Origin of the sequence: Streptomyces sp. NPDC046557 (assembly GCF_040645975.1) — a bacterium.
Taxonomy (GTDB): Bacteria; Actinomycetota; Actinomycetes; order Streptomycetales; family Streptomycetaceae; genus Streptomyces.
The window spans coordinates 469,763-483,639 of the sequence record NZ_JBEYZH010000001.1 but is presented as its reverse complement, the minus strand read 5'-3'; the positions used below and the strand labels follow the sequence as shown (position 1 = coordinate 483,639).

General features: G+C 72.6%; 11 protein-coding genes and 2 pseudogenes. 6 read left to right on the top strand and 7 right to left on the bottom strand.

Annotated features, from left to right (window positions below):
* Nucleotides 1–85: 85 nt before the first annotated feature.
* The 4 genes from ABZ934_RS02380 to ABZ934_RS02365 all read left to right on the top strand — a co-directional run bounded on the left by ABZ934_RS02380 (nucleotide 86) and on the right by ABZ934_RS02365 (nucleotide 3,621).
* On the top strand, nucleotides 86–1,153 hold the full coding sequence (locus tag ABZ934_RS02380; protein ID WP_361307624.1) for an SCO0930 family lipoprotein: 1,068 nt from the start codon (nucleotides 86–88) through the stop codon (nucleotides 1,151–1,153).
* 59 nt (nucleotides 1,154–1,212) lie between these two features.
* Nucleotides 1,213–1,824: a hypothetical protein gene (locus ABZ934_RS02375; RefSeq protein ID WP_361307622.1), complete on the top strand. Its 612-nt coding sequence runs from the start codon at nucleotides 1,213–1,215 to the stop codon at nucleotides 1,822–1,824.
* A gap of 154 nt (nucleotides 1,825–1,978) precedes the next feature.
* Complete coding sequence (locus ABZ934_RS02370; RefSeq protein WP_361307620.1) at nucleotides 1,979–3,109, top strand: site-2 protease family protein; 1,131 nt, start codon at nucleotides 1,979–1,981, stop codon at nucleotides 3,107–3,109.
* A gap of 101 nt (nucleotides 3,110–3,210) precedes the next feature.
* Entirely contained in the window at nucleotides 3,211–3,621 is a 411-nt protein-coding gene (locus tag ABZ934_RS02365) for a nuclear transport factor 2 family protein (RefSeq protein WP_361307618.1), read from the top strand.
* Nucleotides 3,622–3,739: 118 nt separating this feature from the next.
* Here the strand turns inward: ABZ934_RS02365 and ABZ934_RS02360 are convergent.
* From ABZ934_RS02360 to ABZ934_RS02330, 7 genes and pseudogenes are all read right to left on the bottom strand, one after another.
* Nucleotides 3,740–6,494 (bottom strand): annotated as a pseudogene (locus ABZ934_RS02360) (fumarate reductase/succinate dehydrogenase flavoprotein subunit).
* Between the two features lie 11 nt (nucleotides 6,495–6,505).
* On the bottom strand, nucleotides 6,506–7,207 hold the full coding sequence (locus ABZ934_RS02355; protein WP_361308681.1) for an ABC transporter ATP-binding protein: 702 nt from the start codon (nucleotides 7,205–7,207) through the stop codon (nucleotides 6,506–6,508).
* 57 nt (nucleotides 7,208–7,264) lie between these two features.
* Nucleotides 7,265–8,324 (bottom strand): annotated as a pseudogene (locus ABZ934_RS02350) (ABC transporter substrate-binding protein); the annotation flags it as partial.
* 14 nt (nucleotides 8,325–8,338) lie between these two features.
* Nucleotides 8,339–8,566 carry a ferredoxin family protein gene (locus ABZ934_RS02345; protein ID WP_125741086.1) on the bottom strand — a complete coding sequence of 76 codons (228 nt, stop codon included), beginning with the start codon at nucleotides 8,564–8,566 and terminating at the stop codon, nucleotides 8,339–8,341.
* 66 nt (nucleotides 8,567–8,632) lie between these two features.
* A complete protein-coding gene (locus ABZ934_RS02340) occupies nucleotides 8,633–9,400 on the bottom strand; it encodes a GntR family transcriptional regulator (protein WP_361307616.1) in 768 nt (255 codons plus the stop codon).
* 175 nt (nucleotides 9,401–9,575) lie between these two features.
* Nucleotides 9,576–10,034, bottom strand: coding sequence for an Rrf2 family transcriptional regulator (locus ABZ934_RS02335; protein WP_361307614.1), 459 nt, complete (start codon nucleotides 10,032–10,034; stop codon nucleotides 9,576–9,578).
* A gap of 128 nt (nucleotides 10,035–10,162) precedes the next feature.
* Entirely contained in the window at nucleotides 10,163–11,365 is a 1,203-nt protein-coding gene (locus ABZ934_RS02330; RefSeq protein ID WP_361307612.1) for an acyl-CoA dehydrogenase, read from the bottom strand.
* A 664-nt stretch (nucleotides 11,366–12,029) separates the two neighbouring features.
* On the opposite strand from ABZ934_RS02330, the gene ABZ934_RS02325 reads away from it, so the two are divergent.
* Together ABZ934_RS02325 and ABZ934_RS02320 are read left to right on the top strand one after the other, a co-directional pair.
* On the top strand, nucleotides 12,030–13,034 hold the full coding sequence (locus tag ABZ934_RS02325) for an amino acid ABC transporter permease (protein ID WP_361307610.1): 1,005 nt from the start codon (nucleotides 12,030–12,032) through the stop codon (nucleotides 13,032–13,034).
* Nucleotides 13,031–13,813 carry an amino acid ABC transporter ATP-binding protein gene (locus ABZ934_RS02320; protein WP_361307608.1) on the top strand — a complete coding sequence of 261 codons (783 nt, stop codon included), beginning with the start codon at nucleotides 13,031–13,033 and terminating at the stop codon, nucleotides 13,811–13,813. The genes ABZ934_RS02325 and ABZ934_RS02320 overlap by 4 nt, the downstream gene beginning before the upstream one ends.
* Nucleotides 13,814–13,877: the final 64 nt, after the last annotated feature.

The window sequence follows — 13,877 nt, the reverse complement described above, 5'->3', positions numbered from 1 at the left end:
CCCGTATGAATTCGGCGGGCTTCCGGGGCCTTATGAATGACCGGGAAGAGAAAACGCCGAATGGAAACGCAGGGAGTGAGCAACCATGAACAACAAGCGTCGTGGGGCGGCCGCCGCCGGATCGGTGATGGCGGTACTGGTACTGGCGGTCGGATGCGGGAGCGGCGGGTCGAACGCGGGCCGCGCGGGGAATTCCGTACAGCCGGTCGGGGACAGCAAAGCCCTCGGAAACGGATACGACAGCGGATACGGCTCCGGCGGCGCGGGAGCGGCTCCGGCGGCCGGCTCGGGGTACGGCGCCGCCGGCGACGCGGCGGCCGCCACCTCCGCCAGGGCGGGCCAGCTCGCCGTGCGGGACGTCGCGAACGTGGGCAGCGTCGTCACGGACAGCGCCGGCCTCACCCTCTACCGGTTCGACAAGGACACCGCCAAGCCCCCCACCTCGAACTGCTCCGGCGACTGCGCCACCGCCTGGCCGCCGGTCCCCGCGGCCGACGTCTCGGCCGCCGCGGGCATCGACGCCGCCCAGCTCGGCGAGGTCACCCGCGCCGACGGCAGCAAGCAACTCACCCTCGGCGGCTGGCCCGTGTACCGCTACGCCAAGGACACCCAGGCCGGGGAGGCCAAGGGCGAGGGCGTCGGCGGGACCTGGCACGCGCTGGCCGCCGACGGGAAGAAGGCCGTCGACCAGAAGGGCGGCGAAAAACCCGGGGCGCCCGCCACCGGTGGCATGGGTGCGGGAACGGGAAGCGGCATGGGAAGCGGCATGGGCGACATGAACGCCAAATCCGGTGCGGAACTTTCCGTCGCAACCGACGCGAAACTCGGGAAGATCCTCGTGGACGGGCAGGGGAGGACCCTGTACCGATTCAACAAGGACAGTGCGTGGCCGATGAAATTCGGTTGCCTCGACGCCTGCCTGGACACCTGGAAGCCCGCCGCTCCGGTGGACAAGACGAAGGTGTCCGGAATAGCGGCCAAACTCGTCGGCTCGGTGAAGCGCCCCGACGGATCACAGCAATTGACGATCGACTGCTGGCCCGTCTACCTGTTCACCGGCGACACCCAGCCCGGTCAGACGAACGGACACAACAAGCAAGGCCTCTGGTTCGCCGTCGACGACGCCGGCAAGAAGATCCCCGCCGACCGGTAGGCCCCGACCCGCGCCCCGATCCGCGCGCCCCACCCCGCCCGAACCCCCGCGAGGGAGACATGCCGCAATCACCCCGAGTCACCGCCCGCCACCTGGCGCCCTGTGTGGCCGTGCTGCTCGCCTCCTTGCTGTGCGGGGGGTGCGCCACCGGGCACGCCAAGGCCCGGCCGGCCGCCGCCACCCGTGCGGCGAGCCACGTCGCCGTCCAGGACCTGGCGGCGGCCCTCGGCTGCACCGCCGAGATCACCGTCGATGCCGAGGAGCTGAGGGAAGGAGCGTGCGGGGCGGGGGCCGCCGGGTTCCGGATCGAGACGTTCACCGCGGACGAGGGGCAGCGCGCGTGGCTGGCGCAGTCCCGCGAGTACGGCGGCACCTACCTCGTCGGAGACCGGTGGGTGGTCACCGCCGCCTCGGCCGAAGCCCTGGCGCCGCTGCGCGAGCGCCTCGGCGGGACGGTGGAGACCGGCGACTCCCACGGTCCGGACCACGGGGGCCCCGGGCACGAAGACGATGCTGTAGACCACGGGGGCCCCGGGCACGAAGACGATGCTGTAGACCACGGGGGCCCCGGGCACGAAGACCACGGAGGCCCCGGGCCCGCGGACGCCTCCCCGATGGACGCCGCCCACGGGCCCGGGCACGACCCCTCGCCGGGCCGATCACCGGGGTAGCCGGGGCGGTCACCGGGGTCGCCGGGCCGGTCGCCGGGGCGGGGGGTGCGCCGAGAGGGACACTGGAGGTGAGGTCCCGGCCGTCCGATCCGCGGGGTACGGGCCGCACGGTGCGGCCCGCGCGGACCGGCCGCCGGGCCGGCGGGAGAGCGCCATGAACGGCTCGGTCCTCGTGGGACGCGTGGTCGGCGTACCGCTGCGCATGCACTGGAGCGTGCCGCTGCTGGCGGTCTTCCTCGCGTACGGCCTCGGCCGCCAGACCCTCCCCCTCTGGACGCCGGGGCACTCGAACGCCGTCTACACCCTCGCCAGCGCCGTCGGGGCCCTGCTCCTGATGGCCAGCCTGCTGTGCCACGAGGCGGCGCACGCGGCGATGGCCCGCCGCAAGAAGATCTCCGTACAGGACGTGACGCTGTGGGCGCTGGGCGGGATGACCCGCATGGGGCGCCCCCAGAACGCGGCGGCGGCCTTCGCCGTCGCCGTCAGCGGCCCGCTCACCAGCCTGGTCATCGGCGGGGCCGCCCTCGGGGCCGGTATCGGCCTGGACCGGCTGCCGGGGTGGGCCGTGCCCGGCGCGGTCCTCGGCTGGCTCGGCTGGGTGAACCTGGCCCTCGGGGTGTTCAACCTGCTGCCCGCCGCTCCGCTGGACGGCGGCCGGGTGGTCCAGGCGGTGCTGTGGTGGCGCACCGGTGACCGGGAACGCGCCGAGCGGGCGGCGTCCCGCAGCGGCCAGGTGTTGGGCGTCCTGCTCATGGGCGCCGGCTGGGTGTCGCTGCTGCGCGGCTCCTCGGGCGGACTGTGGCTGGTGTTCACCGGCCTGTTCGTCATGGTCGTCGCGGGCGCCGAACGGCAGCGCGCCGTCATGGGCACGGCACTGCGCGGCGTACGCGTCGCCGACGCCATGACCAGCCCGGTGACCACCGGCGCGGACTGGTTGACCGTACGCCGCTTCATCGACGAGGTGGCCCTCCCGTCCCGCCACTCCGCGGTGCCGCTGCTCGACTTCGAGGGCCGTCCCAGCGGCGTCGTGGAGCTGCGCAGGCTGGCCGCGGTCCAGGGCGCCCTGCGCGAGACCACCCAGGTGCGCGAGGTGGCCACCCCGCTCTCGCGGTGCGCGGTCGCCTCGCCCGACGACCCCCTGACCGAGGCCCTCGACCGGCTCGGCATGGCCACCGGTACCCGCCTCCTCGTGATCGACGGCGGCCGGCTGGTGGGCATCGTCACGGCGAAGGACATCTCCCGCCTGATGCGCCGCCACGTGCTGGGCGGCGAGAAGCCGCGCTGAGCCGGCGGCCTCCGAGGCGGCGGGCGCGTTCCGCTCGGACACAATGGGGACGTGCCCGGACCGCGGAAGGCGGTCGGGGACCGGAACCGGGGGAGCACGCCATGTCACGTACGCGGTCCAAGTCCGAACTCGACACCCTGACGACCGAGTTCTTCGGCGCCTTCGACAACCGGGACGGCAAGACCGCCGATGTCGACAGGCTCCGCCGGCTGTTCCTCCCCGGCGGTGTGATCGTCAAGACGGGCCCCGACTTCACGGTCTACACCGTGGAGGAGTTCATCGAGCCCCGCCGTCGACTGCTGGGCGAGGGCCGGCTGGTCGACTTCTCGGAGTGGGAGACCTCCGAGCGCACCGAGATCCAGGGCGACATCGCGTCCCGCTTCGGCGACTACCGCAAGTCCGGAACCCTGGACGGCACCCCCTTCGAGGGCGCCGGCACCAAGACCCTCCAGTTCGTCCGCACCCCCGCGGGCTGGCGCATAGCCGCCCTCTCCTGGCACGACCACCCCTGACCCACGCCCGCCCCCCCCGGAGCCCGGTGGCGGCCTGACTCCGCCCGCACGCCCGCGGGCTGTCCCGGGCCGGCCGCATGGGCACGGTCGCCGGTCGCCGCGCTCGTCACCGTGCCGGTCACCTGGCCGCGCGGGACGCGTAGGCGCGGATGTCGGCGTCGGGGTCGGTGGAGGCCGTGGCGAGGGCGGCGCGGGCTTCGGGGACGTCGCGGTGGGGCACGAGGGAGAGGACGGCGGCCTTGCGGACATCCGCGTTCGGGTCGGACAGGGCCTGGGCGAGGACGGGGACCGCCGCGACGGGTGGGGCCGCCCGGAGGGCGGTCGCGGCGCCGGTCCGGACCTGCCATGCGGGGTCGCCGAGCGCCGCCGCGGCCCGCGCGGCGTACTCGGGCGGGCATCCGATGACGGCCAGCGCGGCCAGGGCGGCTCCCCGGACCAGCGGGTCGGGGTCGTCCAGCAGTGGGTCGAGCGGTGCCGGTGCCGGGGCGTGCACGGCCGCGAGTCCACGGGCCACCGCGACGCGGACTTCACGGGCCGGGTCGGCGGCGGCCACCACCAGTTCAGGCACGGCGTCGACCGAGACCAGGGCACGGACAGCGGTGGTGCGGACCTCTATGTCGGTGTCGGCGAGCGCGGCTGCGTACACCGCGGCGTCACCCAGCCGCAGCGTGCGCAGCACGTCAAGCGCGGCGCCCCGGACGGTCGGGTCGGCGATGCCCAGCGCCGCCCGCAGGCCGTCGCCCAACTCCGTTTCAACCGGTAGCACTTCGACGAGCTCGCGCAGCGCGGCCGCGGCAGCGGCCCGCACCCGCGGTGCGGTGTCCCGCAGGCATGCGGCGAGCGCGGGGCCGGCGCCGGTCGGTACGGTCTCGCCGAGGGCGGCGACCGCGGCCGCCCGGACCCCCGGGTCGGCGTCGGCCAGGTAGGGGCGCAGCGCGTCCAGGTCGGGGGACTCCTCGGCGAGGGAGAGCAGGCGGAGAAGGACGGCGCCGGGCGCGGCCACCTCCGGAGCCTCGGACGGGGCGGCCGTCGGTGCGGGCCCCGCCGTGGCTGCGGTCGGGCGGGCGGCCGGAGCGGCGTCCCGCGGGCCGGCCGTGGCCACCGGCACCAGCGCGACCTCGCCCAGCGGGCGCTCCGGTCCCGGTGCCGGCGCGAACTCCGGCACCGGGACCGCGTACGGCTCAACGGGCCGTGCGGTGAACCATGGCCCCGGAGGGCGACTTGCGCAGGTCGAGGTGGTGCAGCCAGCCCGTGTCGTCGCGCTCCGGGTGGTCCACCCGCTCGTGGTACAGGCCCCACCGGGACTCGGTGCGGGCCAGCGAGGCCCGGGCGGCCATCTCCGCGCAGTCCCGGATGAAGCCGACCTCCGCGCACCGCATCAGTTCGTGTGCGGTGCGCGCCCCCATCCCGGCGATCTCCTCCGACATCCGGGTGAACGCCTCCACGGCCAGGGACAGCTTCGCCCCCGTCTTCGGCGGTGCCACGTAGTCGTTCACGAACCGCCGCAACTTGTACTCCACCTGCGGCTGCGGCGGGCCCTGGGGGTTGCGCAGCGGCCGGTAGACGAGCTCGTGGGCGGCGACCAGTTGGTCCCGGGGCAGCTCGCCCTCGTAGGCCCGGTACCGTGCGGCGTCCTCGCCGGCCAGGTCGCCGAAGACGAACGCGCCGATCATGTAGTTGTGCGGTACGCACGCCAGGTCTCCGGCCGCGTACAGCCGGGGCACTGTGGTGCGGGCGTGCGCGTCGACCCGTACCCCGGAGGCGGAGTGACCGCCGCACAGTCCGATCTCCGAGATGTGCATCTCGATGTCGTGGGTGCGGTAGTCGTGGCCGCGGCCCGCGTGGAACGTGCCGCGGGTGGGCCGCTCCGTCGTGTGCAGGATCGATTCGACGGCGGTGACGGTCTCTTCAGGCAGGTGGCTGAGCTTGAGGTATACCGGGCCCCGGTCGGAGGCGAGTTCGTCGGCGAACTCGGCCATCATCTGCCCCGACCAGTAGTCCGACTCCACGAACCGCTCGCCGTGCCGGTTCACCTGGTAGCCGCCGAACGGGTTCGCGACGTACGCGCAGGCCGGCCCGTTGTAGTCCTTGATCAGCGGGTTGATCTGGAAGCATTCGATCCCGGTGAGCGCGGCTCCCGCGTGGTAGGCCATGGCGTAGCCGTCACCGGCGTTGGTCGGGTTCTCGTACGTCCCGTACAGGTAGCCGGAGGCCGGCAGTCCGAGCCGGCCGCAGGGCCCGGTCGCCAGGATCACCGCACCCGCCCGGACGGTGACGAACTCCCCGGTGCGGGTGTTGAACGCAGCCGCGCCGATGGCCCGGCCGTCGTCCGGGTGGGTGAGCACCCTGACCGGCATGACCCGGTTCTCGATCCGGATCAGCTCCCTCATCTCGCGGCGCCGCAGTTGCCGGTAGAGGACCTTTTTGACGTCCTTGCCCTCCGGCATCGGCAATACGTACGAACCGGAACGGTGCACCTGGCGCACCGCGTACTCGCCGTGCTCGTCCTTCTCGAACTTCACCCCGTACGACTCCAGGCGCTGGACCATCGCGAAGCCGCGGGTGGCGGTCTGCCGGACGGTGGACTGGTCGACGATGCCGTCGTTGGCGCGGGTGATCTCGGCGACGTAGTCGTCGGGCTCGGCCCGGCCCGGGATGATCGCGTTGTTGACCCCGTCCATGCCCATGGCCAGCGCGCCGGAGTGCCGTACGTGCGCCTTCTCCAGCAGCAGCACCCGCGCACCGCGTCCGGCGGCGGTCAACGCGGCCATCGTGCCGGCGGTCCCACCACCGATGACGAGGACGTCACAGGACAGCTCGGTCGCGTCGGCGAGAGCGGGAACGGGCAGGGGAGTGTCCACCAGGGTCTCCACGGAGGTGCCTTTCAGAGGGATTCGAGGATGCGGCGGCGCAGTTCGGCGGTGCCGGGGGCGTGCTGCGCGGCCCGCTCGCGCGGGTGCGGTACGTCAAGCACCCGGCCGGAGCCCAGCAGGGCGACCCGGTCGCCGAGGAGGACGGCCTCGTCCACGTCGTGGGTGACGAAGACGACGGTCGCGCCCGTGCCCCGCACGATGTCCACCAGCAGGTCCTGCATCTCGGCGCGGGTTTGCGCGTCGAGCGCGCCGAAGGGTTCGTCCATCAGGACCGCGCGGGGCCGGCCGGCCAGGGCGCGGGCCAGCTGGACCCGCTGTCGTTGCCCGCCGGACAGTTGGTGGGGCAGCTTGTGGGCGTACTCGGCCAGACCGACCCGGTCCAGCCAATCGGCCGCGGACCGCCGCCGTTCGGCCCGCGGGACCCGGCGGATCGCCAGCGGGAGCTGCACATTGGCGCTGACGGTGCGCCAGGGCAGCAGGGCGTCGTGCTGGAAGACCAGAGCCCGGTCGGCGGCGGGTCGGGTGATCGGCTCGTCATCGAGGGTGACCTGCCCGTCCAGCGGGGGCAGCAGCCCGGCGAGGGTGCGCAGCAGGGTGGACTTCCCGCACCCGGAGGGCCCGACCACGGCCAGCAGTTCGCCCGGCGGGATGCGCAGGGTGACGGTGCCCGGCAGAGCAGTGCCGTCCGGGTGGCCGAGCCGAACGTCGTGCAGGGCGAGTGCGGCCCCGGTCGGCGGGGCACGGTGGGCAGGGTCGTGGGGTTCACTCGCCTGCGGGTAGGCGGGGGCCCCCACGGCCCGCTTCAGCGGCGCCGGGTCGACGAAGGCGTCCACGTCGACGTCTCCGACCAGTGCGGCGGTCTTCAGTACCGGCACGTCCTCCTTCAGCGCGGCGATCAGCTCCGGGCGGAGTTCCGGGTCGAAGGTGGCGATGCCGTTGGCACCGTTGTAGAGGTAGACCACTTCGGCCGGCAGCCCGGTCGCCTTGGCGACCGACTCGGCGGCGGCGACCGGCCGCTCGCGCAGGTAGTCGGTGGCCCGTCGCTGCGCCTTGAGGAAGTCGTCGAGGACCCCGGCCCGTCCCTCGGCGAACTTCTCCCGGACCGTGACCCCGTGGAAGGTCGGCACGTTCAGTTCGGCTCCGTCGTACAGACCGTGGCACGCCCCTCGAAGGCCAGCTGGCCGGGCCAGGCGACGAACTGGGAAAGCGCGTCCGCGCTGCCCGCGGCCAGGGCCGAAGCACCCATGCTGGGCTGCTGATTGAGCTTCTGGATGTCCTTGTTCGGGTCAAGGCGGCCCTTCTGGAGGGCTCGGACCAGCGTGCCGTCGGCGGCCGAGCCGACGCTGGTGGAGACCTTTTTGCCGCGCAGGTCGGCCAGCGACCGCAGCGGCGAGTCGGGGGCGGTGACCACCGTGTTCAGGCCGCCGCGCAGGTTGTAGCCCGTGACCGAGACCAGCCGGGTCGGTTGCTTGAGCTCCTTGCCGCGGGCCGCGTTGATCAGCAGCGGGAAATCGCCCATCGAACCGATGTCGACCTTCGCGGCGGTCATCTGGGCGGTGATCGGCGCGCCCGTCGCGTAGTCCTGCCAGTCCACCTTGTAGGTGGTGCCGTCCTTCTTCCCGCGGGTCGTGAGCTCCTCCTCGAAGTAGCCGAGGGAGCGGAGCAGGGTGCCGGCGGTGACGGTGTTGATGGTCTTCGACTGGTAGCCGACCGTCACCGTGACCGTCTTCGGCCCGGCCCGGCCTTGCCGTCGGCGCCGGCCGCGGCGCCGCATGCGGTAGCCGGCGGCAGCAGCAGGGCGAGCGTAAGGAGGATTCTCTTGCCTTTCATGGGAGTTCGGCCTTTCACCGGAGCAGGTAGGGCATATTGACGGTGACCGCGCCGGTGGGGCAGCGGGCCGCGCACGGGCCGCAGTACCAGCACTCGTCCACGTGCATGTAGGCCTTGCCGTTGTCCTCGCGTATCGCCAGCGAGTCGAGCGGACACATGTCGACGCAGAGCGTGCAACCGTCGATGCACTTGGACTCGTCGATGGTCACGGGCACGTCGGCGCGCTGCGGAACAAGGGGCATGGCTGTCTCCAAAGGCCCGGAAGGGCCGGGAACACGAGGAATGGAAGGAAGGCGGAGCTCACGGGCTCAGAAGGAGCGGCGCAGCACACCGTTCATGGTGATGCGGTCGCCGCGGAAGCGGATGAATTCCAGGTCCACCGGCCGGCCGTCGGGCAGATGCGTGAGCCGTTCCAGCATCAGTACGGCGGCGCCGCGCGGGGCCTGGAGCACCGCGGCGGAGTGCGCGTCGGCGTTGACGGCCTCCAGGGTGATCTCGGCATGGCCGAGCGGGCCCCCGGTCAGTGACTCCAGGAGCCGGAACACGTCCGTGTTCTCCAGGTCGCAGCCGAGCAGTGCGCCGCCCACGTCCATGGGCAGGTAGGACAGGTCGAGAGACAGTGGCAGTCCGCCCAGGCGGCGCAGCCTCTCGATACAGAGCACGTCGGTGTGCTCGGGCAGGCCCAGCCGTCGGGCCACCGGGCCCGGGGCGGTGACGGGGCCGACGGTGCGGACCTCGTTGGTGACCCGGCCGTGCTCGTGCAGGGTCTCGGCCAGGCCTTGGAGGCGGTCCAGGCCGTGCGGGTACTTCTCACAGACCACCACGGTGCCGACGCCGGGCTGCCGGTCGATGAACTGCTCGCCGCGCAGCAGGTCCAGTGCCTGCCGGACGGTGTTGCGGCTGGTCCGGTAGTCGGCGGCGATGGCGTCTTCCAGGGGGAGGACCCCGCCGGGGAAGCCGCCCGCCAGGATCTGGTGGCGCAGCAGGTCGGCGAGCTGCCGGGCTCGGTCCGCACGCAGCCGTCGGCGGCGCGCGGCGGCGACCGGGAGGGCGGCGGGGGCGGGTTCGGCTGGCATGGAAGGGAACGTACCGGCAGAGCGATCCCCGTGGTGTTGCCGCAGTATTGCGCCACCTGACGCCCCATGCGCACCGCTCTGACCTGTGGTTTCAGCGGAAAAGTGGCGAGATCCGCCACTGCGGCGCCCACATCGTGGACGACCGGACGGCCGGCATGTGGTCAGCGATCAGGGATCAGGGATTGGTCCAGGCTTCCGGGGCCCGGGTCAGCGCGGATACGTCGGCCGGCAGGTCGGACGAGGCGACGTCGGCGAGCGTCACCCCGTCGAGTACCTCGCGCACGTTGGCCCGTAGTGCGATCCACAGGGGGAGCAGCGACTGGGCGGGACCGGTGTACGACAGGTCCGGGGGACGGACCCCGCGCACCGAGACGAGCGGTCCGTCCACGACGCGGATGACATCCGCGATGCTGATGGACTGGGCCGGCTTGGCCAGCCGGTAGCCGCCGTTGCCGCCGCGCCGGCTGAGTACGAGGCCGCCTCGGCGCATGTCGTTCAGGATGCCCTCGAGAAACTTGTGCGGGATCTGCTGGGCGTCGGCGATGGTCTCGGCCTTCAGTGGCCCGTCATCCTGTGACGCGGCAAGCTGCAGCGCGGCACGTACCGCGTAGTCCGCCCTGGCTGAGATCCGCATGAGGACATTATCCCGTACGACTTCGGCCGGCGTCCGTCCCGGGTGGGCCGCATGCTGCCTGACGGGCGCTCGTGCCCGGTGGCCGAGGGGGTCAGGTCGCGGATCCGCATCCCGGGCGGTGCCCCGCGTCAGTGGAAGGCCGCCGCCACCGCGCGGTGGGAGCCGTTGAGGTAGTGCTCGCCGATGGAGCGCAGGCGGTGCGCGACCGGGCGGTGGGCTGTCAGCACGCGGGCGTTGCGCCAGAACCGGTCCAGGCCGGGGGCATCGGCGAGCTCCAGCACCCGGGCGGTGATGTGCAGCGCGGCCTTCGCCGTCACGGTCTCGGCGGTGGCGACCAGGGCGGCCACGCCCGCGGGTTCCTCGGCATCGAGCTGCGCGCCCGCACCGAGGGCCTGCGCCATCACCTCCGTCGCCCGCTCGACCACCGCGGTGGCCGTCTGGGCGGCAGTGGCCAGTTCCCCGTAGGTCAGGAGGAGGTCCGGGTCCGCACCGGCCGGCCGGTACGCGCGACCGCCCCTGCTGAGGTCACGCGCTTCCGTGAGGGCGCCCTCGGTGATGCCGAGGCCGACATGGCACAGGGCGAGCCGGAGCGCCGGTTCGGCGAGCGCGGTGAAGGGCGCGGTCGACTCCTCGTCGTGCGGCCGGCGGCCCAGCACCTGCCCGGGCGGGACGGCGACCCGGTCGAGGACGACCTCGCCCGCGCCGGCGACGCGTTGCCCGAGGCGGTCGCGGGCTGGTGCGATGGTCACGCCCCGCCCGCCGGGTGGGATCCGCACGACCAGGACGTCACCCGTCACGGCGCAGACGGCGTCCACCACGATCTGGTCGGCGACGCTCACCGCCGTATCCACGGACCGGCACCCGTTCAGCACGTAGCCGTTGGTGCGCGGCCTCAGCGTGAGGTCCGGTCCCTCGGTGTCGTCATCGGGCGCGGGACTGCGGATCGCGCCGGTCCACAGCCACCGCTCGCGCACCGACTCCTCTTCGAAGCCGGCCGCCTGGTGGTGAGTCCCATAGAAGCGTCCGCTCCACGCGTGTACGTAGTGGCGGGCGATCAGGTCGCCGATGGAGCTGTCCGCCGCCGCGATCTCCCGTATGACGGCGCATCCGGTACGCCAGTCCGCCCCGCGGCCCGACGAGGGCGGGTTGAGGGCCGCCGGCAGACCGGCCTCGCGCAGCCGGGCCGTCTCGTCGATCGGCGGCTTGCCCGCCTGGTCGCGGGCTATGGCGTCCGCGGCGAGGTCGTCCGCCACATCGCGGGCGGTACGCAGGAGCGCGCGACGCCGCGCGTCGGAGGACCGGGCGCCGGGCGCAGTCGGTGTCGTCGGCACGGGGGTCATCGACGGGCCCGGGTGCCGCCGCGTGGCGCGGGGGCCGGCCGGACAGCGGTGCCATGGGGGATGGCGGTGGTCATGTCGGTTACTCCGAGAGGTTGTTGGGTGGCGGGCTCGTCGAGGTGCCCGCGGGCAAACCGCATCCCCACCTTTCCCGTCGAATTGATAGGGATACTCGCCCGAAGTGGCCCTCACCGGCAAGAGCATGACCGGATGGTGGACAGCAGGGTCTTGAGATGAAATACGGTGCAGGTCAGAGGCCTGCCGCCGACCCGTGCGAGGGCGGGTCGTGGCCGGACCGTCCATCAGGAGGGCTCTCGGCGCGGCGAGTTGGCCGTGCGGATCGGTGCGGCGTGCGATAGGCCGACACCCACCGTCGAATGCGGCGCGGAGCCCCCTGCCCTGTCGTGGCCGAACCCGCGGCACCCGCACGTCACCCCAAGCAGCCGGCCGGTGCGCGGACCCGGGCCCCGAGCCGGCCCACCGGCTCCCCGGGCCGTGCGCAACAGCCCGGTTTATTTCACCGGAAGGCGTTTTGTGTCCGGCGGATGAAATTGGCGCACGCTTCCGCCGATATCGATATCGGGACCGTTGACAGCCCTTCTCCGAGCTGCCTAGCTTACGCCGCAGATAACGACATCAGCGGCCTCTTCTGTCCGGCATGACGGCTGCTTTTCGATTCTTCCATTCATCGAATGCTGCTGGAGTGTCCTTGACCGAATCGCTTGTTCTCAGCGCACCCCCGGGACCGCCGGCGCCGGCCGAGCGGGTGCTCCCGCTCCGCCGGCCCGGGCGGTGGATCGCCACCGTCGTCGTGCTGGTCCTGGTGTCCCAGGCGGCCCACGGCCTGCTGACCAACCCCTTCTACCAGTGGGACCGGTTCGCGTACTGGTTCGCCCGGCCGGTCATCCTGGAGGGCCTGTTCACCACCCTCCAAGTGGCCGCGTACAGCGCGGTCCTGGGCCTCGCGGGCGGCATCCTGCTCGCCCTCGGCAGGCTTTCCACCAACCCCGTACTGCGGTCCGTGAGCTGGACGTACATCTGGCTGCTGCGCTCGGTGCCGCTGATCGTGGTCCTGCTCTTCCTCTACAACCTCGGCGCCCTCTACCCCACCCTCAGCATCGGGGTGCCCTTCGGGCCCGCCTTCTTCACCTTCGACGAATCACGGCAGGCCACCGACATCGTCGTGGCGGTCGTGGGACTGAGCCTGGCCGAAGCCGCGTACGCCGCCGAGGTGGTACGGGCGGGGCTGCTCTCCGTCGACCAGGGCCAGCACGAGGCGGCGGCGGCGCTGGGACTGCCCAAGCGGTACCAGTTCGCCCGGATCGTCTTCCCGCAGGCCCTGCGCGTGATCGTGCCCGGCTACGTCAACCTGCTGATCGGTCTGGTCAAGGCCACGTCACTGGTCTTCTACGTGTCCCTGCTCGACCTGTTCGGCACGGTGCAGAGCCTCGGCAGCACCTACTCCGGCGACGTGGTTCCGCTGCTGGTGGTGGCCACCTTCTGGTATGTGGTGCTCACCAGCGTCCTCTCGGTCGTCCAGTTCTACGTCGAGCGGTACTACGCGCGCGGCGCGCTGCGCACCGTACCTCCCACCCCCCTGCAGCGGGCCCGGACGGGCCTGCGTGACCTGCGGGACCGCTTCCGGAAGGAGACGGCGCGATGACCACGGCCACTGCCGCGCGGCCCGCCGCGATCGAAGTCCACGACGTGCACAAGTGGTTCGGCGGCCGACAGGTCCTGGACGGGGTGAGCCTGACGTTGCGGCCGGGCACGGTCACCGCGATCCTGGGCCGCTCCGGGGCGGGCAAGTCCACCCTGCTGCGGGTCATCAACCACCTGGAGAAGCCCGAGGCCGGATACGTCAGCGTGGGCGGCGAGCCGATCGGCGTGCAGCGGCACGGCGGGCGGCTGAAGGAACTGAGCGACCGGGCGATCCGCGCCCAGCGCGGGCGGATCGGCTTCGTCTTCCAGAACTTCAACCTCTTTCCGCACCTGACCGTGCTGGACAACGTCGCCGCGGCCCCGGTGGCAACCGGCAGGCTGTCGCGGCCGCAGGCCCGGGCCCTGGCGCACGAACTCCTGGAGCGCGTCGGGCTCGGCGACCGGACCGGCGCCTATCCGCGGCAGTTGTCCGGCGGTCAGCAGCAGCGCGTGGCCATCGCCCGCGCCCTCGCGCTGCGTCCCGGAGTCATCCTCTTCGACGAACCCACCTCCGCGCTGGACCCCGAACTCGTCGGCGAGGTGCTGTCCGTGATCAAAGACCTCGCCACCGGCGGTACCACTCTGGTCATCGTCACGCACGAGATCGGCTTCGCCCGCGAGGTCGCCGACGAGATCGTCTTCCTCGACGGCGGCCGCATCGTCGAGCAGGGCCCACCCGGGCAAGTGCTGGACCGGCCCGTCCATGCCCGTACACGGGAGTTCCTGAGCAAGGTGCTCTGACTCCGCCGCGCCCCGTTTCCCCCGTCCCGCCCCGCCCGAGCAACCCTTACCCGAACCGAAAAGG